Annotated in this window: 27 protein-coding genes; 19 read left to right on the top strand and 8 right to left on the bottom strand. The window is 43.5% G+C overall.

The features are described 5' to 3' along the window. Nucleotides 1-119: 119 nt before the first annotated feature. Nucleotides 120-446, bottom strand: a complete 327-nt coding sequence (locus FM019_RS02130; RefSeq protein WP_143834233.1) for a DUF1820 family protein — start codon at nt 444-446, stop codon at nt 120-122. 257 nt (nt 447-703) lie between these two features. Continuing rightward, the gene (locus FM019_RS02125) at nt 704-1,273 is read right to left on the bottom strand and encodes a TetR/AcrR family transcriptional regulator (RefSeq protein ID WP_143834232.1); all 570 of its coding nucleotides are present in this window, start codon (nt 1,271-1,273) and stop codon (nt 704-706) included. Between the two features lie 210 nt (nt 1,274-1,483). On the opposite strand from FM019_RS02125, the gene FM019_RS02120 reads away from it, so the two are divergent. Then, a complete protein-coding gene (locus tag FM019_RS02120; RefSeq protein ID WP_143834231.1) occupies nt 1,484-3,136 on the top strand; it encodes a M28 family metallopeptidase in 1,653 nt (550 codons plus the stop codon). A 77-nt stretch (nt 3,137-3,213) separates the two neighbouring features. Here the strand turns inward: FM019_RS02120 and slmA are convergent, their stop codons facing one another. Both slmA and coaBC read right to left on the bottom strand, forming a co-directional pair. Beyond that, nucleotides 3,214-3,804 carry a nucleoid occlusion factor SlmA gene (gene slmA, locus FM019_RS02115; protein WP_143834230.1) on the bottom strand — a complete coding sequence of 197 codons (591 nt, stop codon included), beginning with the start codon at nt 3,802-3,804 and terminating at the stop codon, nt 3,214-3,216. Between the two features lie 60 nt (nt 3,805-3,864). Beyond that, complete coding sequence (gene coaBC, locus FM019_RS02110) at nt 3,865-5,055, bottom strand: bifunctional phosphopantothenoylcysteine decarboxylase/phosphopantothenate--cysteine ligase CoaBC (RefSeq protein WP_143834229.1); 1,191 nt, start codon at nt 5,053-5,055, stop codon at nt 3,865-3,867. Nucleotides 5,056-5,219: 164 nt separating this feature from the next. On the opposite strand from coaBC, the gene radC reads away from it, so the two are divergent. From radC to mutM, 5 genes are all read left to right on the top strand, one after another. Beyond that, complete coding sequence (gene radC, locus FM019_RS02105) at nt 5,220-5,894, top strand: RadC family protein (protein WP_143834228.1); 675 nt, start codon at nt 5,220-5,222, stop codon at nt 5,892-5,894. Nucleotides 5,895-6,218: 324 nt separating this feature from the next. After that, nucleotides 6,219-6,455, top strand: a complete 237-nt coding sequence (gene rpmB / locus FM019_RS02100; protein WP_143834227.1) for a 50S ribosomal protein L28 — start codon at nt 6,219-6,221, stop codon at nt 6,453-6,455. 11 nt (nt 6,456-6,466) lie between these two features. Further along, nucleotides 6,467-6,622, top strand: coding sequence for a 50S ribosomal protein L33 (gene rpmG / locus FM019_RS02095; protein ID WP_026376527.1), 156 nt, complete (start codon nt 6,467-6,469; stop codon nt 6,620-6,622). 148 nt (nt 6,623-6,770) lie between these two features. Then, on the top strand, nt 6,771-7,235 hold the full coding sequence (locus FM019_RS02090) for a hypothetical protein (RefSeq protein WP_143834226.1): 465 nt from the start codon (nt 6,771-6,773) through the stop codon (nt 7,233-7,235). After that, entirely contained in the window at nt 7,235-8,050 is an 816-nt protein-coding gene (mutM, locus tag FM019_RS02085; RefSeq protein ID WP_143834225.1) for a bifunctional DNA-formamidopyrimidine glycosylase/DNA-(apurinic or apyrimidinic site) lyase, read from the top strand. The genes FM019_RS02090 and mutM overlap by 1 nt, the downstream gene beginning before the upstream one ends. A gap of 163 nt (nt 8,051-8,213) precedes the next feature. Here the strand turns inward: mutM and coaD are convergent, their stop codons facing one another. Continuing rightward, the gene (gene coaD / locus FM019_RS02080) at nt 8,214-8,696 is read right to left on the bottom strand and encodes a pantetheine-phosphate adenylyltransferase (protein WP_143834224.1); all 483 of its coding nucleotides are present in this window, start codon (nt 8,694-8,696) and stop codon (nt 8,214-8,216) included. A 179-nt stretch (nt 8,697-8,875) separates the two neighbouring features. On the opposite strand from coaD, the gene FM019_RS02075 reads away from it, so the two are divergent. From FM019_RS02075 to FM019_RS02065, 3 genes are read left to right on the top strand one after another with little or no spacing between them, the layout of a single operon-like run. Continuing rightward, the gene (locus FM019_RS02075; protein WP_143834223.1) at nt 8,876-10,342 is read left to right on the top strand and encodes a capsule assembly Wzi family protein; all 1,467 of its coding nucleotides are present in this window, start codon (nt 8,876-8,878) and stop codon (nt 10,340-10,342) included. A gap of 12 nt (nt 10,343-10,354) precedes the next feature. Further along, nucleotides 10,355-11,128: a glycosyltransferase family 2 protein gene (locus FM019_RS02070; protein WP_143834222.1), complete on the top strand. Its 774-nt coding sequence runs from the start codon at nt 10,355-10,357 to the stop codon at nt 11,126-11,128. 4 nt (nt 11,129-11,132) lie between these two features. Further along, nucleotides 11,133-11,912, top strand: a complete 780-nt coding sequence (locus FM019_RS02065; RefSeq protein WP_143834221.1) for a glycosyltransferase family 2 protein — start codon at nt 11,133-11,135, stop codon at nt 11,910-11,912. A 3-nt stretch (nt 11,913-11,915) separates the two neighbouring features. Here the strand turns inward: FM019_RS02065 and FM019_RS02060 are convergent, their stop codons facing one another. Beyond that, nucleotides 11,916-12,629, bottom strand: a complete 714-nt coding sequence (locus tag FM019_RS02060; protein ID WP_143834220.1) for a 3-deoxy-D-manno-octulosonic acid kinase — start codon at nt 12,627-12,629, stop codon at nt 11,916-11,918. An 81-nt stretch (nt 12,630-12,710) separates the two neighbouring features. Here FM019_RS02060 and FM019_RS02055 point away from each other — a divergent pair, with 81 nt between their 5' ends. Next, the gene (locus FM019_RS02055; protein WP_260681497.1) at nt 12,711-13,748 is read left to right on the top strand and encodes a glycosyltransferase family 9 protein; all 1,038 of its coding nucleotides are present in this window, start codon (nt 12,711-12,713) and stop codon (nt 13,746-13,748) included. Nucleotides 13,749-13,781: 33 nt separating this feature from the next. Here FM019_RS02055 and waaA read toward each other — a convergent pair whose 3' ends face one another. Then, complete coding sequence (waaA, locus tag FM019_RS02050) at nt 13,782-15,092, bottom strand: lipid IV(A) 3-deoxy-D-manno-octulosonic acid transferase (protein ID WP_143834219.1); 1,311 nt, start codon at nt 15,090-15,092, stop codon at nt 13,782-13,784. Nucleotides 15,093-15,277: 185 nt separating this feature from the next. On the opposite strand from waaA, the gene FM019_RS02045 reads away from it, so the two are divergent. The 7 genes from FM019_RS02045 to glpG all read left to right on the top strand — a co-directional run bounded on the left by FM019_RS02045 (nt 15,278) and on the right by glpG (nt 22,959). Continuing rightward, nucleotides 15,278-15,718 (top strand): hypothetical protein, encoded by a 441-nt coding sequence (locus tag FM019_RS02045; RefSeq protein WP_143834270.1) that lies wholly within the window; start codon nt 15,278-15,280, stop codon nt 15,716-15,718. Nucleotides 15,719-15,721: 3 nt separating this feature from the next. Then, the gene (locus tag FM019_RS02040; protein WP_143834218.1) at nt 15,722-16,903 is read left to right on the top strand and encodes a TonB-dependent receptor; all 1,182 of its coding nucleotides are present in this window, start codon (nt 15,722-15,724) and stop codon (nt 16,901-16,903) included. Between the two features lie 2 nt (nt 16,904-16,905). Next, nucleotides 16,906-19,359 carry a bifunctional diguanylate cyclase/phosphodiesterase gene (locus tag FM019_RS02035; RefSeq protein WP_143834217.1) on the top strand — a complete coding sequence of 818 codons (2,454 nt, stop codon included), beginning with the start codon at nt 16,906-16,908 and terminating at the stop codon, nt 19,357-19,359. A 149-nt stretch (nt 19,360-19,508) separates the two neighbouring features. Then, nucleotides 19,509-20,705, top strand: a complete 1,197-nt coding sequence (locus tag FM019_RS02030) for a glycine C-acetyltransferase (RefSeq protein ID WP_143834216.1) — start codon at nt 19,509-19,511, stop codon at nt 20,703-20,705. Next, the gene (gene tdh, locus FM019_RS02025) at nt 20,702-21,724 is read left to right on the top strand and encodes an L-threonine 3-dehydrogenase (protein WP_143834215.1); all 1,023 of its coding nucleotides are present in this window, start codon (nt 20,702-20,704) and stop codon (nt 21,722-21,724) included. Before FM019_RS02030 ends, tdh begins: the two co-directional genes overlap by 4 nt. Nucleotides 21,725-21,753: 29 nt before the next feature. After that, nucleotides 21,754-22,080 carry a thiosulfate sulfurtransferase GlpE gene (gene glpE / locus FM019_RS02020; protein WP_143834214.1) on the top strand — a complete coding sequence of 109 codons (327 nt, stop codon included), beginning with the start codon at nt 21,754-21,756 and terminating at the stop codon, nt 22,078-22,080. 3 nt (nt 22,081-22,083) lie between these two features. Further along, entirely contained in the window at nt 22,084-22,959 is an 876-nt protein-coding gene (gene glpG, locus FM019_RS02015) for a rhomboid family intramembrane serine protease GlpG (RefSeq protein ID WP_143834213.1), read from the top strand. Here glpG and FM019_RS02010 read toward each other — a convergent pair. Beyond that, entirely contained in the window at nt 22,940-23,344 is a 405-nt protein-coding gene (locus FM019_RS02010) for a flagellar basal body-associated protein FliL (RefSeq protein ID WP_143834212.1), read from the bottom strand. The two genes, glpG and FM019_RS02010, sit on opposite strands and share 20 nt — an antisense overlap. A gap of 158 nt (nt 23,345-23,502) precedes the next feature. Here FM019_RS02010 and FM019_RS02005 point away from each other — a divergent pair, with 158 nt between their 5' ends. Together FM019_RS02005 and ubiA are read left to right on the top strand one after the other, a co-directional pair. Further along, nucleotides 23,503-24,081 carry a chorismate lyase gene (locus FM019_RS02005; RefSeq protein WP_260681496.1) on the top strand — a complete coding sequence of 193 codons (579 nt, stop codon included), beginning with the start codon at nt 23,503-23,505 and terminating at the stop codon, nt 24,079-24,081. After that, nucleotides 24,082-24,939, top strand: coding sequence for a 4-hydroxybenzoate octaprenyltransferase (gene ubiA / locus FM019_RS02000; RefSeq protein ID WP_143834211.1), 858 nt, complete (start codon nt 24,082-24,084; stop codon nt 24,937-24,939). Nucleotides 24,940-24,953: the final 14 nt, after the last annotated feature.

Raw genomic sequence — 24,953 nt, 5'->3', positions numbered from 1 at the left:
TATGTTCAAATTTGACTCGCAAAGCTTACGGTAAAAGCAGGGACAAACACAAGTAAACTAGGTTATTTGCACAGCTTATTTGGTATGAACAGCATGATAAACGCAGCGTCGTTTTGTATTTATTTGCCAGGTTTTGTGTAGATTGGGCTGGGGAAAGCAGTCACTTTGTCAGAAAGCTCTGTGATTTTAGCTGTACCTTGTTTGTTCACTTCATCTATTCTCAGAACGCTGTGCATAGGGATATAGGTGTGCTTAACATCAGCAAATTCGTCTTTAAGTTTTTCATGACTTGGATCAAGCACCAGGCTTGTATGCGTATCCCAAACAAAATCGCCAATCTCGACAAATCCAAACATGTTACCTTGGCTAACTTCACGCACATACAATTCGTAACGCTCGCCATTACTCACAAATTGGACTCGGAACAAAGGTTTTTTACTGGCCATACAATGCTTATTGACTCAAAAAGGCATAACAACAGCCGCGAATTCTACCCAGAACTCAAACAAAGTCCAAGGGAATTACACTTATCATTCAGGTTGCTGCTGCCCTAGGGCAATCATTATCGACGGGAATTACTTAACTGTTCGAAATACTAAAAAGAATAATTGTTCCTATATTGGAATGTGGGAATATTGCCTGTCATGGCAGCAGATTATAAGGCTTGCCACTAACAAGAAACACGCGACGAAAACACCAGACATTAGCGGGTTAGAGGGCCCAATAATGCTTTAGTCGCGAGATATAATTCATCGGTATCACCAGCTAAAATCCCATTTACCGCAAAACCTTGCACATAGCTACTTAATTGTAATGCAGTGGCTTCAATGTTGATGTCAGAACGGACTTCACCATTTTGCTGTGCTTTTTCCAGACAACCGATAAAATCAATTTGCAGACGGTCAATATAGTGACGCCCGATGTCGCGAATTTTTTCATCGTCGAAACCCAGCTCAGTAATGATGTTGATTAGTAGACAGCCGCGACCTTTCACAAGCGATACGTAGTCTTCAAAAAAACCTTCAATTGACATCATGCCTTGATTGTTTTCCAAATGTTTAAAAGCAATCGAAAGGTGTTTCTCTTGATAATGTGCAAGAACGATGTACAAGAATTTTTGTTTGGAGCCGAATTCCAAATAAAACCCGCGTCGGTTGAAGTCGGTGCGCGCAATAATTTCGTCCATGATCGCGCCGTAATAACCATGTTCTAAAAATACCGCAATGGCTTGCTCTAACACATCATCAACATTGTATAGTGCTTTACGAGGCATAACGTTTTCAACTTGAGTATGAGAGGTTCTACAATACATTCGCATTGCAAGAACACGTATTCTTTACAAGACTAGCTGAGGATTTTTTAGTGTCAAGCTGGAAAAGTAAAGAGCGATGGCATAGTGTACCTACCGACACTAATTAGCGTCATCCGATTTAACTGCAAAGACCAACGCGCACTTTGCTAACGATTTACGGAATTCCAGTTTATGAAAATAAAATCAATCAGCCTTGGCTTGATCGGCACAATAATGATTGCAGCATGCCAATCATCACAAACGAATAATGGCACGACTGCGGATTTAAACGCTCAAGCTGAAGTGCATCGCATTAAATCTCACATTTATTTTTTAGCAGACGATTTGTTAGGTGGGCGAGACACGGGCTCTGCGGGTCACGAAATCGCCTCTAAATATATCGAATCTGAATTCAAAAAGTATGGATTATCACCAGCGGGTGATGAGGGTACCTACTTTCAACGAATTGCATTTAGACAAGCATTCATAGATCAAAGCTCTCCCGAACTTATCATTCAAACGCCAAAGGGTGAAAAAAGTTTCGACTATCCAAAAGACTTTATTGCTTATGCGAACGCGGGGCTGGAAGAGTCCTTGGTGCAAGGTAATCTGGTTTTTGCCGGCTATGGTATTACTGCACCTGAACTTGGCCACGACGACTATGCAGGGTTAGACGTAAAAGGAAAGGTGATCGTTGCGCTTTCGGGCAAACCAGTGTCCTTTCCTAGCGAAGAAGGGGCGCACTTTGGTTCAGGGGCAGAAAAGCGAAAACATGCCATCGCTAACGGTGCTATTGGTTACGTTACTATTCCCACCCCACTTTCTGAAAAAGTCAGTCCTTATCTAAACTCACTGAATTACCTACATGTACCTACTGTTCGTTTTCTTGGCAACGACGGCAATCCGGTTGGTGCATATGAAGAGCTTGGTGGCGGAGCGTTGCTTCATAGAGATGTTGCAGCACAATTGTTTGAAGATGCACCTATGAGTCTTGAAACAATTTATGCGGAATTAGAAGAAGGACGAACGCCAAAAGGCTTTGATTTGCCCGCAAGTATTAAGCTGAGCAGCAAAAGTACTTTCAAACAAATCACCAGCCCAAATGTTGTGGCAATGCTTGAAGGCTCTGATCCAACACTTAAAAATGAGTATGTTGTGTACAGCGCGCACTCCGACCATATTGGTTTTGCCAAAACAGTTAAAAAAGACAACATTAACAATGGTGCAATGGACAATGCTAGTGGCACTTCAGTGATGCTTGAAACCGCTCGATTATTCAGCCAATTACCTCAAAGACCTAAGCGCTCTATTATTTTTCTCGCAGTAACTGGAGAAGAAAAAGGTTTGCTCGGCTCAAAATACTTTGCGCAAAATCCTACAGTTCCTGCAGAGAATATTGTGGCAAACGTTAATCTGGATATGCCAATCTTAACCTATGAGTTTGGTGACGTAATTGCGTTTGGTGCCAACCATAGCGATATGCAAGAATCTGTTGCTTTAGCAGCCAAAAATGTCGGAATTGAGTTGAGCCCTGACCCTTGGCCTCAATTGGCCTTGTTCACTCGCTCGGATCACTATGGTTTTGTGCAACAAGGTATTCCTTCGGTGTTTTTAGTGCCTGGGCTCAAATCTGCAGACCCAGACGTGGATGGTAGTAAACAATTTAACAACTTCTTAGCTACCCATTATCACAAACCAACAGATGACCTTAACCAAACGTTTAATTGGAAAGCGGCGAAAAAATTCACTGAAGTGAATTTTCAAATAGGCTTAACACTTAGCAATCAACCAAAACGTTCTCAATGGAATGAAGGCGATTTCTTCGGTGGTGTTTTTAGCAAATAAACAGCAGCTAACTGGACAATAAAAAAGGGCGATTAAAACCGCCCTTACAAATTCTGTTTATTCTTAGTTGGGGTTATTTACGAAAAATACTGTTTAGCAATAAAGTGCCAGCTTTCTTTAAAATTCTCTGTAGGTCGGCGCTTGAATTCACTTCGGATAAATAAGTTAATACGCCCATCGGTATAACAAATCAACATGTTGGCTATGATCCCTTCGTCTGCGGGTAATGACTTGCCTTCCCGAAGCTTTCGTTCTCTGAGGATCTGTTTAAGCTGCGTTTCTAATCTTTCAAAAATTTGTGCTACACGACCACGCAGGCGTTCTTGTTCACCCATGAGCGCGTCGCCATTTAAAATCCGTGTAATACCAGGGTTTTTCTCAGAGAAGCCCAAAATCAAATGCATGATCAATTGAATTCTTACTGCACTATCTTTTTCTTCAGTGATAATTTTATTGATTCGAGAAAACAGGGTTTCTTCGATGAACTCGATGAGTCCCTCAAACATACGCGCTTTACTGGGAAAGTGGCGATACAAGGCTGCTTCTGATACGCCGACCTCGGCTGCCAACTTTGCGGTGGTAATCCTTTGTCCTGGGTTGGTTTCTAGCATGCTTGCCAAGCTTTGAAGGATCTGAGCTCGGCGGTTAGGACGTTTTGAAGCAGGCATTAATGATGTCTCCCTGTCTGCAAGACCATCAATTGTTTTGATTGAGTTCTACGCATGTTTTTATCTAAGTTGTTCGTTGATTAGCTGCATCAGCTGCATGGCTAGTTGGTTCTTATCGGCCACCTCAAGCTTTTTTTCACCCTCTTTCCAAAAAACCGTTAATGCATTGTTGTCACTATTGAATCCAATGCTTTTGTCGGATACGTCGTTAGCAGCGATCATATCCAGGTTTTTGCGGGTCAATTTACCTTTAGCGTAGAAACTCACGTCTTGTGTTTCTGCCGCGAAGCCGACGGTAAAAGGCGCTCGTTCAAGTTTAGCAACATCAGCAAGAATATCAGGGTTTTTAGTAAAAGTAAGCGTTAACTCATTGTTATCCTTTTTAATCTTCTGATCGACCACGTTTACCGGACGGTAATCTGCCACTGCAGCACAACCAATAAATATATCTGCGGTGTCTATCGTTTGCATAACGGCTTCATGCATTTGTTGGGCGCTTTCAACATTAATAAGGTTAGCAGCCAAAGGCGCTGATACAGCAACTGGCCCACTGACCAGGGTCACATCAGCACCCAATGCTAAAGCCGCTGTGGCCAGTGCGTAACCCATTTTCCCAGAACTGTGGTTGCTCAAGTAACGCACCGGATCAATAGCCTCTCGAGTCGGACCCGCGGTGATAACGATGTGTTTGCCACTCAGCACTTTTTCCTGCGCTGGTTGCGTAATCAAATCTGCCAGGGCTTGTGGCTCTGGCATTCTTCCCGGACCCACGTCACCGCAAGCTTGTTCGCCAGAATCTGGAGCAATAACCTCTATCCCTCGGCTAGAAAGTGTGGCTAAATTTGTTTGAGTTGCCGGGGCTTGCCACATTTGTTGATTCATTGCAGGTGCGACATACGTTTTAGCTGTTGTCGCCAGGCATAGTGTAGATAACAAATCGTCAGCAAGACCCAATGCAAGCTTGGCAACAAAGTTTGCGGTAGCAGGTGCTATGATCAGTGTGTCGGCCCATTTAGCTAACTCAATATGTCCCATCGCGGCTTCGGCTGCTGGGTCCAATAGATCATTGGACACTGGATTGCCAGACACAGCCTGCAATGAAAGAGGGCTAACAAAATGCTCTGCGGATTCGGTCAGCACAACTCGCACGTCTGCACCCGTTGCGGTTAACTTGCGCACCAAGTCTGGTGCTTTGTATGCAGCGATTCCACCGGTTACACCAAGTAGGATTTTTTGTTTATTTACTGTCATATCACCGTATTTTCTAACAATTTGTTGGGCAAAAAGTCTAGTTCTTCACCCTTGGTATAGATCTAAAGCCTTAATATTGGCGTGTTAAGCTTGTTTTTGCTAGGTTTTATTCCAGGCACAGGCAAGATTTTCATTTTGCTTACAACTGAATCAGGCAAGGATGCATGAAAATTCAACAATGGATAATACAAGATAGGCCGCGAGAAAAACTGTTGCGGCTGGGTGGGGGAGCACTCTCAGATGCAGAGTTGTTGGCGATATTTCTACGAACCGGAGTATCAGGGTGCAATGCAGTGGAACTGGCTCAACGGCTCTTAACACAATTTGGTTCGTTACGAGATTTACTCAACGCCTCAAAAACACAGTTTTGCAGTGCGAGAGGATTGGGACAGGCAAAATATGCACAGTTACAAGCCGTGCTGGAAATGTCCAAACGCTATCTGGCTGAACCACTCAAGCGAGACAGGGCATTGCAAAGCGCCCAACAAACCAAATCGTTTTTAATCAGTGAACTGCGCGACGAACCCAACGAAGTCTTTGCGGTACTGTTTTTGGATAGCCAACATCGGCTCATCCAGTTTAAAAAGTTGTTTTTTGGCACGATCAACGCCGCAAGCGTTTATCCCCGGGTGATTGTTCAGCATGCACTTGAGCTTAATGCGGGGGCAATTATTCTCAGTCACAATCATCCATCCGGTGTGTCGCAGCCTAGTCAGGCAGACAAATACATTACGCAACGCATTGTGCAAACGATGGATTTAATTGATGTCACTGTGCTTGATCATATTGTGATAGGTGATGGGCATTGTGAATCGTTTGCAGAGCAGGGTCTGCTTTAGGAAAGGTGATAAATTACACCAAGTTGGGCTCAGGTTAAGAAAATAAACGCTGTTGTAAAAGATTTCCATCACTTTGATGCTGCCTCAGTCTAGGCTAAAAAGCAGGTAAATCAGCCAAGGCATGTATGCGAATTTGGGTCATTTTTTGGGACAAAAGTCACTGACGAAATATTGATCTTTTCTGACAAAAACCTTGATCGGGGGGGCTATTTACTGTATAAAGTGCGCCCTCTTGTCACTACCGCTATGCGTTTAGTGTGATTTATTAGCTTTGCTTAATGAAAGTGAAGCAGATTGTTAAAAGTTGTTTTGGAGACAAATACGATGTCCAGAGTATGTCAAGTAACTGGCAAGCGTCCAGCGGTAGGTAACAACCGCTCTCACGCGAAAAACGCGACCCGTCGTCGCTTTTTGCCAAACCTTCAAACCCACCGTTTTTGGGTTGAAAGTGAAAACCGTTTCGTTAAATTACGCCTTACGCCAAAAGCGATGCGTATTATCGACAAAAAAGGTATTGATTCAGTTTTGTCTGATATCCGTGCCCGTGGCGAGAAAGTTTAAGGAGCACTACCATGCGCGATAAAATCAAATTAGTTTCATCAGCGGGTACTGGCTACTACTACACCACTGACAAAAACAAACGTAACATGCCGGGCAAAATGGAGATCAAAAAGTTTGATCCTAAAGTTCGTAAACACGTTATGTTCAAGGAAGCCAAAATCAAGTAAAACCTGCTTGTTTTGTCTCCCGAAAAGCCCGGTTTATACCGGGTTTTTTGCGTTATCAGCTTGTCAAATCAACAATCACATTAAAGCACTGTTCCGTGCGCCTTTTTGTCGTATCATGTAATTATTCCCTTCAATTTACGCACGAACCATGATCAGATTGTCCAAAAAAGCTTGGAATAACGTACTTATCTTTTCCATGATACTGATGATTTTGTTGTTTAACACAACGAATAACATTCTGGTAGGTGATGGTGAGGAAAACACACCACAGCGTCTATTACCTGAACAATCTTCACTTGTGACACTGCAAACACCACAAGTAACCATTGAACAAATTGGTCAAGGCTGGCGAACGAATCCTCCAGCAAATATCAGTGAAGCTAAATTGCAAGAGGTGGTAACTCGTTGGCAAAACTTAACCATGGAAGCGTTTGACGGAACCTTGCCCAATTCGATGCCTGTCGTGGTCATTGCATGGTTGGCCGGTGAAAATAGTGGCAGGGTATTCCAACTTTATAACAACGGTGCTCATACGGTTGTATTGCATCAGCAGCAACAATTTATTGTACGTAACATCACAGTTGATCAACTTATTTTATCCAAGGAGCCGTGATGCCTGAGTTACCCGAAGTTGAAGTCAGTCGATTAGGTATATCCCCACATATGTTGGGCAAGGTTATTGAAAAAGTTGTGGTTCGCAATAAACAGTTACGTTGGCCTGTACCTGACGATGTGCATAAAGTCGAAGGGTTAGAAATCGCGTCAATTCGTCGTCGTGCAAAGTATTTGTTAATCGACACCTCTGCGGGTAGCATCATGCTCCATTTAGGCATGTCTGGCCGGCTGCGAGTTGTACCTACAAACACACCTCTACAAAAACACGATCATATTGATATGCAACTAGCCGATGGGCTGTGCCTGCGACTAAATGATGCCAGACGATTTGGCTCATGTTTATGGTTAGACGGCAACGACACGTCTCACGAATTACTTAGCTCTCTTGGCCCTGAACCCCTGACCGACGAGTTTGATAGTGAGCGATTGGTCGCGTTATCTAGAGGTAAACAGGTATGTGTTAAAAACTTTATTATGGACAATAAAGTCGTTGTAGGAGTAGGAAATATCTATGCAAACGAATCCTTGTTTCTAGCCGGAATTGACCCACGCATGCCAGCAGGGAAAGTAAGCAAAAAACGTTATCAGACATTGACACCAATTATAAAACGCGTTTTAGCGCAGGCGATTGAACAAGGCGGCACCACTTTAAAAGACTTTGTGCAAGCAGATGGTAGCCCCGGGTACTTTGCTCAAGAATTATTAGTGTATGGTCGAGCGAAACAACCTTGCACCGTGTGTGAAACGCCAATTAAATCTGTCGTATTAGGGCAAAGGAACACATTTTATTGTCCCAAATGCCAAAAGCGATAATCACCACGTCATTTCAGAAACGCTCTTGGTCTGGAATCTACAAAACCACGTCATTCCAGAAACGCTTTTGATCTGGAATCTATTGGTAGTGGAGTAATGGCCAGGCAATTCAGATAGTTGTGAGAGCCCATCCTTCGAGAGGGAGATAAATAGCGTCTAAACGTCATTTATGCAGTTTAATATCCAATGCTTTTTGCACAACAGGGTGACAAAATCCCTCAACATTGCCTCGATGCATGGCAACTTCCTTGACTAGGGTCGAAGAAATAAACGAGTTCTCCTCAGCCGGTGTTAAAAACACACTTTCTAATTTGGGATTAAGTCGTCGATTCATGTTTGCCAATTGAAATTCATATTCAAAATCTGAAACTGCGCGTAAACCTCTGATCAGAATGGTTGCATCTAACGAGTCTGCAAAATCTGCCAGTAACCCAGTAAAACCAATGACATCTACGTTATTCAAATGAGACGTCACTGCCTTGATCAGTTCAACACGCTCCTCCAACGTAAACAACGGTTTCTTGCTAGGATTGGACGCAATACATACCGTCACAGAAGAAAACATCTTGGATGCCCGCTCTATCAAATCGGCGTGCCCATTAGTGATTGGATCAAACGTGCCTGGGTAAATGGCTTTTTTATGCATATAAACAACTCTGCGCGGTTCTATATTTTAAACACACAGCTTATAATACGCTTGCGAATAAATCCAAGGGTGATTGGAAGTTGTCCAAAGCCAAAGCAACGTATTGTTTATTTTGCAACATAGCAGGAGCAACCTATATTGGATTCACCAAATGACATTGCCGCAAAAAGGAGTAGTAAGTGCGCTTTAGTCTAGTGTTAGTTTTATCATTATGTTTTTTATTCCTTCATCATCAAGTATCAGCGTCACCGTGGATTGGCACGACTGATCCCCAATTACACTATGATATTCAGATTCTTACTGAATATGGCTACTTAGATTCGACAGCAACAACCTTTCCTGTTCCTTGGAAAGGGATTTCACGCCAGTTAGAGCAACTCAAAACTACAGATATGCCAGACGCAGCAGCGGTTTCCGCGCGACGTTTAACGCACTATCTCATTTTGCAAAAACGTAACGACACATTCGCCTCCGCCACAGGTTATGGAGCAAACGAGCGTAGCAGGCTGGCTAGTTTTGACGGGCAACAAGGTGAGAAAGGACGTTTAAATCTAAGTACTGAAACACGCTTCAAAAGACTGGCGACTAAAATATCAGTCAACTTTGAGCCAGGTGGTGAAAAGAATTATGACCAAAGTTTCATCGCCTACCAATTTGGAGACTGGAATCTTCGTTTGGGAGCCATCGATCAGTGGTGGGGCCCAGCGCACTCGAATAGCCTGGTGTTTTCCAATAATGCTCGCCCTATTCCAACCCTTGCCTTGTCACGTTCTAGTACCGCCGCATCAGAGTCGCCTTGGTTGTCATTCTTAGGGCCTTGGTATGCCACCGCTCAAGTGGGGCAATTGGAAGACAGCCGAGATGTGCCTGATGCAAAAATATGGGCCAGTCGTTTTACTGCAAAACCGGTGTCGAATTTAGAAGTAGGATTATCTTGGGTTGCCGTGTGGGGCGGTGACGGTCAACCAGACCGTGCCAGTGATTTCTTAAAGGTTTTAACCTTCCACAAGCGCTGCCCAGATGGCACAGATACCTGTGACCCAACCGAAGAAACACACGTGGGCTCTCATTTGGCTGGACTGGATTTCAAATATACATTTATTGCAGCAGATATACCGGTCAATATCTATGCACAATTTGTAGATGAAGGTGATTCAAGTGAATTCAATGTGGCGAACAACGCCAGTAGTGTGGGGATTTCCAGTTATCTATTTGGTGCCAAAATTTACCTGGAAGCCAGCGATACCAACGTATCCTGTGATCAAGCTATTGTCGATGTGACAACTTGCTTCTACGAGAGCGGTACTTACTCATCGGGGTATCGATATTATACCCGTGAACTAGGTGATAGCCGTGAGTCGGATGCCAGTATGATTTCACTTGGCTTTCTAAAGCACTTTGCCAATGGTGATGTGGTTGAAGCGACAATCAGACAAATAGACATTGATGATAACGACTCGACAACAGATCCTACAATCGAATCGCTAGGACTCACTGAAAAAATTACCCAGTTGAGTGGCTACTACCAGACTGTTTGGGGCGATTGGCAATTGAAAATTGGTGGTGTTCTTGACTCAAGCAAAGTTAACGAGCAAGGTACAGATCATGACGTCACGGTTTTTGCCGAGATAAAATATAGCCTGTAAGTGAACAAACCCATGCAAAGACGCAAAATTTCATGTTTTCTTATCGTCTGCAACGAGGCCGATCGCATTGAAGCGGCGCTTAAGCCTTTGGCAGGGTGGGTCGACCAACTCATTGTTCTGGATTCTGGCAGTACAGACGGCACAGTCGAAATTGCCCAGCAATATGCCGATAAGGTGTACCAAACCGATTGGCCAGGCTTTGGGCCTCAACGCAATCGCGCATTGGCTTATTGTGAGCATGATTGGGTGATGAATATCGATGCTGATGAAGTGGTTACCGAAGCACTCAAGGCTGAGATAGATCAGGTGATGTCTCAGGCTGACTTAGATGTGACAATGTTAGAAATCCCATGGCATACCTACCTATTTGGTAAACCCCTAAAACATGGCAGATATTCATCGCCACAAGGTAAAATATTCTTAAAAGAAGGCGCTAACTTTAAAGACCGAAGTGTGCATGAATCGTTAGAAATGCCACTCAAAAAAATCAAAGTTCTAAAAACTGCACTTTTGCATTATAGCTGGCGAGACTACTATCATGCACAAGAAAAACACCTTAAATATGGTGTGCTTGGTGCCCAAGAAAAAGCCAAAAAGAATAAACGCACCTCGCTAAGCTATGCGGTGTTGAGGTTTTTTGTTGATTTTGTTCAACAGTACGTGTTTCGCTTGGGTTTCTTGGATGGTAAACGAGGCTTTTTGATGGCAATGATCCTCGGCCAGTATGCATTCCATAAGTACGCGGCGTTATGGTCGATTAATCAACAACAATCCGAAAAAGAGTAATCATATGCCGAATACACCCATCAGTGTTTTTGTCATTACGCTAAATGAAGAGCAGCACCTTGAAAAAATGCTCAAGTCTGTTCAGTGTTTTGACGAAATTGTGCTGGTGGACTCTGGCAGCTCCGACAAAACCCTAGAAATCGCGAAGCGGTATGGCGCAAAAATCCACCACCAGGATTGGTTGGGTTTTGCCAAACAAAAATCTTATGCAATGAGCCTATGTCAAAATCAGTGGGTCTTTAATTTGGACGCTGATGAAAGTATTTCGGCTGAGCATGCAGCTTTGATCCAACAAAGTGTCGACGCCCAAGAAGCCGATGCCTTTCGAATTTACTTTGAAGATATATTCTGGGGTGAATCGATGTCGCCCTCATCTGCAAAACGTTCGATTGTTAGGATCTACAAAAAAGACAAGATAGCCTTTCCTACAGATCGTTTAGTACATGAGAATGTGCGTTTGATTGATGGTGCAAAATTGTCGTCTATTCCTGGCCGCGTAATCCACTACGGCTACCATAGTTCAGATATTTTAATGACGAAACAGAATAAATATTCTTCTTTAAAAGCTCAGGAGAAGTTTAACAATGGGAAGCGACCCTCTTGGTTGAAACTGCTCTTGATATTTCCATTGATGTTTATCAAAGCTTATTTCTTGCGCAAGATGTTTTTATCAGGCCGCAGAGGACTAGTGCATGCAACCATCGATGCAATGTATGGTTTTTTGAAAGAAGCTAAATTGCATGAACTGCATTACAGAACGCGCTCTAAGAAGCAGCAAGACTAGCGTTTAGTTCTCGTAACCCTTGAGAAGCTTTTGCCAGTTTTGTTGGGTAAACTGATAATTGTTGTATTTGCTCGTTTCTTTTCCCAATGAACGGCGTAAACGTTCAATATTCTGCTGTTTCCAATAATCGCCCGCCCTAATCGCACATTTGTCGAAATCTATCAGCCAGACTTTGCCTGCATCATCCAACATGATGTTGTGAATATTTAGGTCGTGATGGTAGACCTGTTGTTTGTGAAAACATGCAATGGTGGCGCCGATGTTATGCCAGACGTCGTCAGAAAGCTCTGACTCCAACAACATGTGGTGGAGATCGCGGGCATCGGGAATTTTAACTGTGATAAGGTCAGCGCGATAAAACAGGCCTACTTTTTCTACTCTTGCAGCGGCAGGAGTCGGGACAGGTAGGCCCATATTAATCATACGGCTCAATAAGTCTTTTTCTTGCCAGGCTCGTGTGTTTTCCAGCCCGGTGTATAGATATTGGTCGGTTAAGAGCTTGCCAATAAGGCCGCCTCGCAGATAATGGCGCAAGACAAACTCGTGCTGCTGGTGACGAAAGAAGTAAGTCGTTCCTCTTCCTACCGACTCACCTGTTAAGTTACCGTTATGCTTCCACCATTGGCCGTCAAAGCCGTTTACATCGATATTCGGCAGCAAGTCCGGGGCGCGCCAAATTACCTGATTATCTTGCCATTGGAGTGGTTGTGAATGCATTGAATGTGTCTAGCCCTTGTTTATTGATGCAAAGTGTAATGAAATTAGCCACAGTTTACAGCCTTGTTTGTTGGCAATACTTTGAATATTAAGAAACTTTGCATTTTACGCTTGTCTGCCATTGGTGATGTATGCCACGCAGCTGCTATGGTTGAGCGGATAATTGAACACTCACCAAGTATTGAAATTACCTGGATCATTGGCAAAGTGGAATATCAGCTTTTGAAGGGCATGCCGAATGTGAAATTTATCATATTTGATAAAAGCAAAGGCCAAGAAGCGGTTTTAGCATTGCGAGAATCCCTTCGTGAAGAGCACTTTGATGCACTGTTTTTAATGCAAGTGGCTTTTCGTGCAAACTGGGTGTCTCGGGTCATAAACGCCAAAGTGAAAATAGGCTTTGATTGGGCTCGCAGTAAAGAGTTGCATTGGCTGTTTGCCAACAAGCGTATTGCAGCACAAAAACATGCTCACGTATTGGAGGGCTTCATGGGCTTTGCTGATGCCATTGGTATGCCCAAAAGCTCATCAATCAATTGGAATGTCCCTCTAACACAAGACGAAGAAGCAATGGGTTGTCAGCTTAAAACCCAGTTCAACAAATATGTTGTCATTAGTCCAGCTGCAAGCAAAGCCGAGCGTAATTGGTTACCAGAACGTTATGCAGCGGTCGCTGACCATGCTCATAACTGTGGATTCACGGTTGTGCTGTGTGGTGGTCCGGCTGCGATTGATAAACAACTGGGCGAACAGATCCAGTCCTCAATGGAAAACTCCTGCCAAAACTTGATTGGAAAAACCTCATTAAAAGAAATGCTCGGAGTGTTAAAACACGCTGAACTGGTCATTGCGCCAGACACCGGGCCAGCGCACATGGCAACAACGGTTGCTACGCCTGTTATCGGTTTATATGCTCACAGTAATCCAAAACGTACAGGGCCCTACAACGATTTGGCCCATGTGGTTTCTGTGTATGACGAGGCAATCAAGGAGCAAACTGGCAAAGCATGGCCTGAGCTACCTTGGGGAAAACGCGCCAAAGGCGAAAATTTAATGGCGCGTATTGAGGTTGGGGCAGTGGTCAAGATATTTGACAAGTTGTTAGTTGAAAAGGTCTAGACAATCCTAATTCTTCACGCTCAGTGGCGTTGGCTACAAACCCAAAAACGCGATAGTGTTTGAAAGGGCACCGCGATTTTGAGCTATGACAGTCGTGCCTGCTTGCCCTGCTGTTTGTCTTAATGCTTCATCGCGAAACCACAACTGACACTGCTGAGCAATGTCGGCAGCATCGGCAACCTTACGCAAATTGCCGTTCTCAAGCAGTATTTTACAAATCTCTGGATTGTTGTATTGATTGGGTCCCATGATAACTGGTAGCTCAAGAGATGCTGGTTCCAATGCATTGTGCCCACCGCGGTCAGCGATACTGCCACCCACAAATGCAATATCAGCGCAAGCGTACAAAGACATTAGCAAGCCCATTTCGTCTACCAGCAACACTGACGTAGAACTAGGTAACTCGTTTGTATGACTCCAGCGGCTAAATGATATCTTGGATGTGTTTAATATCTCGGCAACTTTGTCAAAACGTTGCGGGTGCCTCGGCACTAAAATTAGTAATATTTGGGGAAAGTCTTTTGCAAGTATCTTAACCGCATCAAGTAAAACTTTTTCCTCGGGTTCATGGGTGCTTCCTGCGATGAGAATTGGTCGAGTGGATTGGTTGAGTAATTCCACTAATGGATGGGTGACAGGGGTTTCTGTCGCAGCTAACTCGAACTTTATATTGCCTGCGTTAATGAGCCTATCTTCAGGAAATCCGAGGGCTAGGTAATTGTCGTAATCCCGTTGAGATTGTGCAGAGACTTTTTCTAAGCCGCGCATCATTGGTTGCACCAATGGGCTGAGTTTGAGATAACTTTTTACTGAATTTTTGGTCATGCGCGCATTGATAACGCTAATCGGTATGCCTCTTTTTGTACACTGCCTTATGAGGTTTGGCCACAACTCCACTTCAACGATCAGTACACATTTAGGTTTCAGTCTGTTGAGCAAGCGGGACATCAACCATCCTGTATCAAATGGCAAATAAATATGCTGAACCTTTTCAGCGAGCAAATTACTGACATTTTTTGCACCTGTTGGAGTCGTAGTTGTCAGCGTAATCTTTAATTGAGGTTGTCGTTCCAACAACTGTTTTACCAAGGTCGCTGCAACGGCTGTTTCGCCAACGGAAACACAGTGAATCATTAGATCACAAGGCCTTAACTCGTTGTTGTAAAAAGCAAATCGCGAAAGACGTTTTTGATCAAAATCGGCTTTTCTAAGTACTTTATTAAAGAGCCAGTGTAAAAAAAGTACCGGTAAAATCAGATAGAACAGGCAAGAGTATGCCAGAAGCGCCATTCGTTCAGAAAAGGATAAGGATAGCGCTGTATGTGATTGATGAGATTGTGACATGTTGGTAAATAATATACTCTATACAAAGAATCGAATTATCTGTTGTTTGTAAATTTAATTTGATCAAACAGGAAAAAAGTCAATTAAATCTGCGACTAACCGCTAGGTTATCACGCAAGTTTAACTGGCTTGAGCTAATCTTACATTCTCAGGAGAGTTCCTGCATTGAAATATAGGTGAAAGGATTGATAAGTCGACTGGCCAGAGTCACTTTATTATTGCTCACGCTATTTGTGCTGCCACCCACGTATGCCGACGAGTCGTCGGTTTATGTCGTTGCTCACACAAACACTAATATTATTAAACTTTCTTCCGCGCAGCTTAGAAAAATTGTTTCCATGCGGCAAACGGTCTGGCCAAACGGGCAGCCAATTGTTGTCTACACGCTCGATTCAAATAACCCTGTGCACCAAACGTTATGCATAGACCTCCTCAACATGTTTCCTTATCAAGTTGAAAGGCTTTGGGAGAAGCTTGCTTACTCAGGTCTTGGTGAAAAGCCGATAAACGTAGAAAGCGAGAAAAAAATGCTTGAATTCATCGCCAAAACACCTGGTGCCATAGGTTATGTTTCAGATATTTCGAAATTAACATCGCTTCATAAAATCATAGTGGTGGAGGACTAATTAATGAAAGGACCCATTTATGTCTTGTTTGCCATTTCGACAGCACTTGTTTGTCTGACCTCTCGAGCAGACTCGCCCAAAGCGTTGCAATGGCATGGTTTTGTCGCTCAAGGGCTTATAGATGCTCAAAATAGTAATTTTGTTGACGATCATGGTGATATTTCTTTAAAGCTTACCGAAATTGGAATTAACGGGTCTTATCGTTTAGGCTCACGCTTCAGAGTTGCTGGTCAAGCGGTGTATCTTAATGGCGGAAACCGTTACCCGGAGGGCATCAGGGCTGACTACTTGTTTTTTGACTGGAAAGCAGTTGCTTCGCTTGATTGGCAGGTGAATGTGCACGCAGGTAGAGTCAAAAATTATCATTGGATGTACTCTGCAACGCGAGACGTTCCTCATACTCGACCTACAATTATTTTGCCACAATCTATCTATTTCGATAGCTTCAGAGACGTTGCCTTGGGTGTAGACGGATTGGCCGTTGTCGCCAATACATCAAATAGTTGGGGTGATTGGGAATATTATTGGAGCTATGGCAGCTCGCCAATCAGCCGGGAGCAGACGTCTAATCTTGTCGGACAGCGGTTCACAGGCGATTTTAAACAAAAATTTGTGCAACAATTTAATACGGTTTGGCAACGCAGCAATGTTCGCTTGGGAATTGGAATACTCGATTCGGATTTTGAGTATACTCAAGGAGCAGATGACTCATTTGTCGATGGTGACGTTTCGATAAAACGCCTACTGATCCAAGCAAGCTATGCAGCTTCCAATTGGCAAATTGCCGGAGAACTATTCCGCGAAAGAACGGCTTACACAGATATTCTCTTTCCGAACTTTTTTGACGATGCTACGGCCGAAGGTGGCTATATTCAAGGGCGCTACCTTTATAGTTCTGATTTGACTTTCACAGCAAGGTTAAGCCTTTATGACCAAAATCGTAAAGATCGGGATGGTCGAATTCGAGAAGCGGCCACCATGGGTGCCATTCCTGCATACTTTGGATTTCAAGACACCTTTACATTGGGTTTAAGTTGGGATCCAGCGCCAAACTGGCGCACACAATTGGAATTTCACCGAGTGAAAGGAACTGGACGGTTGGCCCCAGTGCTAATACCTAATGTCGAAGTTAATGACCAAAAGTACTGGAATATTTGGGCAGCCCAATTGATGTATTGGTTCTAGATATGAAGCCGTTTATCAGTCTCCCTAAAAAAATGATACTTCTTCTATTGGGTGTTCTACTTGCCCTTAGCGCGTCTATGTCGATTTTGTGGTTGCAAAAAACTAATCAGGATTTTGTGCTTAAACAGCAGGAAATCAAACAACAAAATCAAAGCCAGTATTTACTACTAAATCAGATGTTTCGAAACCGAATCGAAGCGTGGGTTGAGATTTTTGTCAGGCTTCATGAGAACCAACCAGAACAAATCAATGCTTTGGCAGAAACACTACAATCTCGCTATGAGTATCTGCAACTCAATTGGCAAATTGAAGATATGTGGTTGTACGATAGCAGTCAATCCAAAGTCTTCAGTACTCAAACTACTGTTCCTGACTATGTAAAGAACATAACAAAAGATGTTTTCAATACTCAACGCTCTGAAGCGATCACCTATTGCTCCGAAACATGCATTCAGGTTATTTCAGTCCCGATATTAGAAAGGAATAGCGACATGTCAGTGCTCACGTTGAGCATGGGACTACTCGATACTTTTGCATTTTTAAATCGTTCAACCGACGCAACGTTGGCCTTGGTGCACATGGCTGGTGAGCCAAAAGTGCAATTCGCAAAATCTTTATTCATTCGGGGTCCTCTGGCAAGGCGACAATACGAGCTTATTGCCCCATTAATTGCCTCACTTCCTGAGTCCATGTCACTGGACAGGTTGTTGTTAGAGGGAGCGCACGTTAATTTAGATGGTGCAGACTATTTTGTCGCTCTAATCCCTATGTCTACCGTCAATTCGGAACGAGATTTTGTGCTTGCAGCACATAACATTACGCCGGTGATGAAAGCCCATAAAGACTACCAAAAAAGTATTTTTGTTACGGCAACGGTAGTATTTGTTAGTGCTATATTGTTGTTGTATTTGTTGACTAACAGCGTGCGAAAAAGACTCATCCTGCTCGCTGCAAGACTGCCTTTGTTGTCACAGAGACAGTACAAGAGTTTTAAAACTCAATCGCAAACCAATTCTCATTATTTCAAAGACGAATTAGATAGCTTAAATGACTCTGCAAACGAATTGGCGATTCAGTTGGAACAGTTGGATGAAGAAGTTCAAGCCAAAACCAGTGAGCTTGAAAAAATCGCCATGTTCGACCAGCTTACCAATTTACCGAATCGCAACATGCTACTTTTTGATTTAGAAAGATCTATCGCTAACCTGCAACGCAAGCCAGGGTTTGTTGTTTTGTTGTTATTTGACTTGGACGATTTCAAAAAGGTCAATGATAGCTATGGACACACAGTGGGTGACGAATTGCTAATTGAAGCCGCCATTCGTTTTCAGAGCGTGGTCAGAGAAACCGATATGGCTTATCGCCTGGGGGGAGATGAATTCGCCATATTACTCGCCCACTTAGACGAGATAGATGGAGCAATTAAAGTAGCAGACAAGTTGTTGGATAGATTTCGAGCACCGATTAACGTGGGCGCTACGCGTTTCTATGTCTCAACAAGCATTGGGCTTTCCATTACTATTTCCCACAATACGGAGGTTGCAGAGGTCATCCGTCATGCCGACATTGCTATGTATCAAGCGAAAGCTGCCGGAGGCAATAGCTACAAAATTTACGATGAGAGTATGTCGAAATTAGCAATGGATAAAGTCGCGTTGGAGGACGAAGCAAGGGGGGCCTTGATCGATGATCACTTCAGTTTTGCCTTGCAACCACAAATTGAGCTAAGTACCGGTAAGTTAATCGGTTTTGAGGCGCTACTCAGATGGGATCACCCAGAGCGTGGGGAGGTTTCGCCGGGATATTTTATTCCTATGCTAGAGAACACCGAGTTTATGTTGTCTTTGGGCTACTGGTGTATCGAAAACGCGTTTTCTCAATTGATAGCGTTTCGTGATAAGGGCTATCCAGATTTGAAGATCGCTATCAACATGGCGGGAATCCAGTTTTTAGACCCTGACCTAATAGTGTACTTGCAAGAAAAAATTCACGAGACGGGCCTCAATCCCAATCTATTTGAATTGGAATTAACCGAGCGAACGCTGGTGTCTGATATTGAGCGCACTACGCAAATAATGCGCACCCTAATTCATAAAGGTTTTCTGATTTCAATTGATGATTTTGGTACGGGGTATTCTTCGCTAAGTTATCTCAAAAAAATGCCTGCTCAATACATTAAAATAGACCGCGCCTTTATTGATGGCATGTTGAAAAGCAATGCTGACAGGCAAATCGTAGCATCGACCGTTGCAATGGTGCAGAACCTTGATATGAAAGTGATAGCCGAAGGGATCGAAGAGCCTGAGCAAATTGAAATTCTAAAGGCGTTTGGTTGCGATATGGCACAGGGTTATCATATTGCTAAGCCTATCCCTCAATCTCGCTTATTTGCTGATCTTGAGAACTATTGCAAAGACGGTGTATGGTGTTATGGCAACGCACAAGTCGAGACTTAATTAGCGTCAAGTTAATAACTCGCTGTAATCAAAACATTACAGATTGAAAACTGATTTTCCAAATAGAATGATTCAATCACGCTGCTTTAATCGTATGCCCAAGCGATGTTTTCTTTTACCATAGAGACAAATTTCGTTTAGGGGTATTTATGAGCCAGGCCTTTTACCAACATCTCAGTGACCAGATTGAGCAAGTCAAACAAGACGGATTATACAAATCAGAAAGAATTATTACCTCTGCCCAAAAGGCTGACATTGACGTGCGTAACGGTGGTCATGTGCTGAATTTTTGTGCTAACAATTATTTAGGGTTGGCCAACAACGATGAACTGATTAGCGCAGCGAAACAAGGTCTGAATGAGCACGGTTTTGGTATGGCTTCAGTCAGGTTCATTTGCGGAACTCAAGATATTCATAAAGAACTTGAGCAGAAGATCAGTCAGTTTTTAGGTATGGAAGATACCATTTTGTACCCCTCTTGCTTTGATGCTAATGGCGGACTTTTTGAAACCATAATGGGGCCTGAAGACGCTATAATTTCAGATGCGCTGAATCATGCAAGTATCATAGACGGTATTCGTTTGTGTAAGGCGAAGCGCTATCGTTATGCGAACAATGATATGGCGGCTTTGGAAGACCAGCTAAAACAAGCCGACGCAGACGGCGCACGGTTCAAATTGATCGCTACCGATGGTGTGTTTTCAATGGACGGCGTCATTGCTGACCTAAAAGGCGTCTGCGATCTAGCAGAGAAATATGACGCCATGGTAATGGTTGATGACTGTCATGCAACGGGTTTTGTAGGTGCACAGGGGCGCGGCAGCCATGAATACAATGATGTGATGGGACGTGTTGATATCATTACCGGCACTCTTGGCAAAGCGTTAGGAGGAGCGTCTGGTGGCTATACCTCGGGTAAAAAGCATGTTGTAGAGTGGCTTCGACAACGCTCTCGTCCTTATTTATTCTCCAATTCCGTTGCGCCACCAATCGTTGCTGCTTCAATCAAGGTGTTCGATATGATGAGCAACGGCGACGAATTACGCGAACGTTTAAACCGAAACGCCGTGCATTTTCGTCAAAGAATGCAGCAAGCTGGTTTCACTTTGTGTGGGAAAGATCATGCCATTATTCCAGTCATGTTAGGGGATGCTAAATTGGCAAGCGAGATGGCTGATAAAATGTTGCAACGTGGTATCTATGTTGTGGGGTTTTCGTTCCCAGTAGTACCCAAGGGTCAGGCTAGGATCCGAACCCAAATGTCGGCGGCACACTCAATAGAGCAAGTCGATCAAGCGATCGACGCCTTTATTGAAGTAGGTAAAGAGTTAGGAGTGATTGCATGAAGTCCCTTGCAAAACTGCATCCTGAAAAAGGGATTTGGTTGACGGACTCCGCCAAACCAGAAGTTGGCCACAATGACTTGTTAATTCAAATTAAAAAAACCGCTATTTGTGGCACAGACATGCACATTTACAACTGGGATGAGTGGTCTCAACAGACCATTCCGGTACCTATGGTCGTGGGTCACGAATATGTGGGTACCGTAATTGAAATTGGAGAAGAAGTTCGCGGCTTTAGCATTGGTGACCGCGTGTCTGGTGAAGGTCACATAACTTGTGGACATTGTCGTAACTGCCGTGCTGGACGTCGCCACTTGTGCCGCAATACTGAAGGTGTCGGTGTTAATCGACCTGGCGCATTTGCTGAGTATTTGGTTATTCCTGCGTTTAATGCCTTTAAGATCCCCGACAACATCAGTGATGATTTGGCTTCAATATTTGACCCATTTGGTAATGCTGTGCACACCGCTCTATCCTTTGATTTAGTTGGCGAAGATGTGCTGATCACCGGTGCGGGACCCATTGGGATCATGGCGGCTGCCGTGGCAAAGCACGTCGGAGCACGAAATGTGGTCATCACTGACATTAACGAATATCGTTTGGATTTGGCCCTTAAAATGGGCGCCACGCGCGCAGTGGATGTTAGCAGAGAAGACTTGGCAAGTGTTATGTCTGAGCTCGGCATGACAGAAGGCTTTGATGTGGGTTTGGAAATGTCAGGTGTTCCAGTAGCGTTCCGTGATATGTTGGACAAAATGAATAATGGCGGTAAAGTGGCCATGTTGGGAATACCTCCCAAAGATGTAGCGGTAGACTGGAATCAAGTAATCTTTAAAGGTCTTACAATTAAAGGCATTTATGGACGGGAAATGTTTGAAACCTGGTACAAAATGGCAAGTTTGATCCAGTCTGGCTTGGATTTGGCACCCATTATTACTCACCAATATCCGGTTGAGGAATTTCAAAAAGGTTTTGATGTAATGGGCTCTGGTCAATCGGGCAAAGTGATTTTAAGTTGGTAATCTCAAACAATAGTTAAGTGGGAAAGCAGTTGGAACAGTTTGAACATATATCGGTTGATCAGACATTTGAGTTGTTAAGTCAAGACAAAGCAAAGTTGGTTGATATTCGCGACGAGCAGACGTTTGAGGCGGGCCACATAGAAGGTTCTGTTCATTTAACCAATGGTACTTTGCACAATTTCATGAATGAGACCGATTTTGAAATGCCTGTGATTGTTTGCTGTTATCACGGAATCAGTAGTCAGCAAGCTGCACAATTTCTTATTCATCAAGGCTTTGAGCAAGTGTATAGCATGGATGGCGGGTTTGAAGCGTGGCGACAATCAAAACCTTATGTCTCAAGTAACGAATCATAATCAATGAATGAAACCGGTGAACTTGTAGGGTTTGAACAGGAAAATGCGGCTCGGGTTTTAACCGCTTATCTCAACAATCAAAATATCAACGCACAATATGTAAATGGGCAACCCCCATTCCCCCACAAGATCGTACTGTCTGATCCAAAAGATATTCATCAAGCACATCAAATTACCAAGGAATTTTTGGACAGACCCAATGATCCAAAATATCAGTCGGCGGCCTGGCAAAATGAACAACCTGTCAAATTAACAAGTCAATTGCCAGGGCTAGGACGCTTTAATTTAAAAGAATCATTATTCTCTGCGCCACTTACCTGGTCCATATTACTCTTATGCATAGCCGTATATTTGTTATCGGTTATGGGTGGTTTTTCCTGGGTGTTAAATAACTTTAGAATTCAGACTTTGCCTCAGTTAGTGGAAAGTGGACAATGGTGGCGCTTGGTGTCCCCAGCGTTTATGCATTTTTCTGAACTACACATTATATTTAACTTAATGTGGTGGGGCAGTTTAGGGGCGCAAATTGAGCGCAAATTTGGCAGCGTTTCTTTATTGTTAATCCTGCTAAGCACCGCTATTTTATCCAATCTTGCGCAATTAGTGATGTCCGGACCAAACTTTGGCGGCTTGTCTGGTGTGGTTTACGGGATCATCGGTTTTGTTTGGTGGTGCGGCTGGTTGCGTCCGTCTTGGGGGCTCAGCCTACCCAATTTTATTATCGGCTTTTCGTTAGTTTGGTTAGTGTTAGGCTATTTAGACTGGTTGTGGGTGTCTGTGGCTAACACAGCGCATACCATTGGCTTGGTGATAGGTTGTATTCTTGCTTGGCTGTTTGTTCAAATCGGAAACAAAAACGCTAGCCGCCCTGAACAATAAACTTGGTGATGATCAAATCTTTGATCATAGGATTACCGGTTTCTTGTTGCATCAGCTCACGGATCCTTTCTAGACTCATACGGCGAATATCTTCTCGGCCCGTCAGCGACTTTACCTTGTCTTTAGGTTGGCGACCGATAATATCGATAATGGTAGCTCTGAGAAGGGGAGAGTGGTGCTCTATTGCTTCGATATACTCAACGTCTTCTAGCATTAGCTCCATAGTCGTGCGCACAAAGCCCAAATTGTTCGCGTTTGGACCTAAAAAGTTGGTTACGATGTCTGGCTCCAAACCATAATAGGCAAAATTATTTTGCGCCTGAACGACATTCGCACTGAAGCTCAAGACAAACAAAATTGTAACTGTCGAAAAAATTCGCCTCATAGTTTGTTCTCTGCACACCTTATTTGATTATTCGTCGTCAAGTTTAGCAATTATTGACTAAGAGCTTAATTATTTGAACACAACTTTAGTCTAGTATCTTTAGTCTATCCTTTGCTGTTGATATGATAAAGCATAACTAACCATACCCAGCTGTGAAATTGAATAATAAGGTTTCTTCGCCCACGCACATCTCATTTCCTGTCGATGTTCCCAATTCATGGAACCCCGCAGATAGAGTTTCTGTTCCCGATCCTCTACTTAAAAATTGGTTACTCGATACCGGTTCGTTAACGGAACGGCTGCAATCTCAATGTATGAGATTTGACCTCACTCTTATAGGTCAACGGCAAATGCAGCCAGAAGTTGAGGAGATGAAACAACTTTCTTTGTCTGGTGATGGGCGATTTCAGATTCGTGAAGTCATTTTGTCGGGCAATGGTCAGCCTTGGGTGTTTGCACGCTCAGTTTTGCCGCAGGCTTTGTGCGATATGGATTTGGCTAACTTGGGTAGGCGGCCGTTAGGACAAATTATTTTTAATGACGAAAGGTTTGTTCGACAGCCCTTTCAATTGCTTAAAATTGACGCTGGAGATCCTTTCCAAACTCATATTCATGTCGATCCGCGCTTTCAACTTTGGGGTAGACGTTCGGTATTTCAATTCAATCGATTACAACTTATGGTTGCTGAAATATTCCTTCCTCGATGTCCGGCGTATCGACAATTAAACGGAGAATAGATGTCTCGCTCAAAAATTTCCGCTTACATTAGGCTCATGCGTGCCGATAAACCCATTGGTATCTATTTGTTATTATGGCCAACACTTTGGGCGCTTGTCATAGTATCCCAAGCTCAACCGCCGTTAGATGTATTGGTTGTATTTGTGTTGGGTGTGATAGTGATGCGCAGCGCGGGCTGTGTCATCAATGACTATGCTGATCGCCATGTAGACGGTTCAGTTGAGCGCACTAAAGCAAGACCCATAGTGTCTGGTGAGGTAAGCGAGCGAGAAGCCCTTGGCTTGTTTGTTGGCTTGCTAATCATCGCCTTGCTGTTAGTGCTCACGTTAAATGTGCAGACCATAATTTTGTCGTTTGGCGCTTTATTATTGGCGACGGTCTATCCCTTTATGAAGCGCTACACACATTTTCCACAAGTGGTCCTGGGAGCGGCGTTTAGTTGGTCAATACCAATGGCGTTTATGGCAGTGTCTGGAGAAGTTCCGTGGATAGCATGGGTGTTGTATAGCGCTAATTTATTGTGGACTGTGGCCTATGATACTCAGTACGCAATGGTAGACCGAGATGACGATTTACGCATTGGTGTGAAATCAACGGCCATTTTGTTCGGTCCAATGGACAAGTTAATCATTGGATTCTTGCAATTGGTGACCTTGGGGCTATTGTTTTTAATAGCAAAAGTCATGATGTTGTCTTGGCCGTTTTATGTTTCTTTGGTAGTCAGTGCAATATTATTTGGCTATCAACAATTTTTAATTCATGAGCGCGATAAAACAAAATGTTTTAAATCGTTTTTGAACAATCACTATGTAGGCATGGTAATCACCATAGGATTAGTTTGCCACTATTTGATCTGAACATGACAAGGTAA

It is taken from the genome of Aliiglaciecola sp. M165 (genome assembly GCF_007197995.1).
Lineage (GTDB): Bacteria > Pseudomonadota > Gammaproteobacteria > Enterobacterales > Alteromonadaceae > Aliiglaciecola.
Note: the sequence above shows the minus strand (reverse complement) of the source record. Positions and strands in the feature narration are given on the sequence as shown.

What these genes read in the sequence shown, in the direction of transcription:
- FM019_RS02130 (WP_143834233.1), bottom strand. Translation starts at nt 446, where the DNA reads ATGGCCAGTAAAAAACCTTTGTTCCGAGTCCAATTTGTGAGTAATGGC.
- FM019_RS02125 (WP_143834232.1), bottom strand. Translation starts at nt 1,273, where the DNA reads ATGCCTCGTAAAGCACTATACAATGTTGATGATGTGTTAGAGCAAGCC.
- FM019_RS02120 (WP_143834231.1), top strand. Translation starts at nt 1,484, where the DNA reads ATGAAAATAAAATCAATCAGCCTTGGCTTGATCGGCACAATAATGATT.
- slmA (WP_143834230.1), bottom strand. Translation starts at nt 3,804, where the DNA reads ATGCCTGCTTCAAAACGTCCTAACCGCCGAGCTCAGATCCTTCAAAGC.
- coaBC (WP_143834229.1), bottom strand. Translation starts at nt 5,055, where the DNA reads ATGACAGTAAATAAACAAAAAATCCTACTTGGTGTAACCGGTGGAATC.
- radC (WP_143834228.1), top strand. Translation starts at nt 5,220, where the DNA reads ATGAAAATTCAACAATGGATAATACAAGATAGGCCGCGAGAAAAACTG.
- rpmB (WP_143834227.1), top strand. Translation starts at nt 6,219, where the DNA reads ATGTCCAGAGTATGTCAAGTAACTGGCAAGCGTCCAGCGGTAGGTAAC.
- rpmG (WP_026376527.1), top strand. Translation starts at nt 6,467, where the DNA reads ATGCGCGATAAAATCAAATTAGTTTCATCAGCGGGTACTGGCTACTAC.
- FM019_RS02090 (WP_143834226.1), top strand. Translation starts at nt 6,771, where the DNA reads ATGATCAGATTGTCCAAAAAAGCTTGGAATAACGTACTTATCTTTTCC.
- mutM (WP_143834225.1), top strand. Translation starts at nt 7,235, where the DNA reads ATGCCTGAGTTACCCGAAGTTGAAGTCAGTCGATTAGGTATATCCCCA.
- coaD (WP_143834224.1), bottom strand. Translation starts at nt 8,696, where the DNA reads ATGCATAAAAAAGCCATTTACCCAGGCACGTTTGATCCAATCACTAAT.
- FM019_RS02070 (WP_143834222.1), top strand. Translation starts at nt 10,355, where the DNA reads ATGCAAAGACGCAAAATTTCATGTTTTCTTATCGTCTGCAACGAGGCC.
- FM019_RS02065 (WP_143834221.1), top strand. Translation starts at nt 11,133, where the DNA reads ATGCCGAATACACCCATCAGTGTTTTTGTCATTACGCTAAATGAAGAG.
- FM019_RS02060 (WP_143834220.1), bottom strand. Translation starts at nt 12,629, where the DNA reads ATGCATTCACAACCACTCCAATGGCAAGATAATCAGGTAATTTGGCGC.
- waaA (WP_143834219.1), bottom strand. Translation starts at nt 15,092, where the DNA reads ATGTCACAATCTCATCAATCACATACAGCGCTATCCTTATCCTTTTCT.
- FM019_RS02040 (WP_143834218.1), top strand. Translation starts at nt 15,722, where the DNA reads ATGAAAGGACCCATTTATGTCTTGTTTGCCATTTCGACAGCACTTGTT.
- FM019_RS02035 (WP_143834217.1), top strand. Translation starts at nt 16,906, where the DNA reads ATGAAGCCGTTTATCAGTCTCCCTAAAAAAATGATACTTCTTCTATTG.
- FM019_RS02030 (WP_143834216.1), top strand. Translation starts at nt 19,509, where the DNA reads ATGAGCCAGGCCTTTTACCAACATCTCAGTGACCAGATTGAGCAAGTC.
- tdh (WP_143834215.1), top strand. Translation starts at nt 20,702, where the DNA reads ATGAAGTCCCTTGCAAAACTGCATCCTGAAAAAGGGATTTGGTTGACG.
- glpG (WP_143834213.1), top strand. Translation starts at nt 22,084, where the DNA reads ATGAATGAAACCGGTGAACTTGTAGGGTTTGAACAGGAAAATGCGGCT.
- FM019_RS02010 (WP_143834212.1), bottom strand. Translation starts at nt 23,344, where the DNA reads ATGAGGCGAATTTTTTCGACAGTTACAATTTTGTTTGTCTTGAGCTTC.
- ubiA (WP_143834211.1), top strand. Translation starts at nt 24,082, where the DNA reads ATGTCTCGCTCAAAAATTTCCGCTTACATTAGGCTCATGCGTGCCGAT.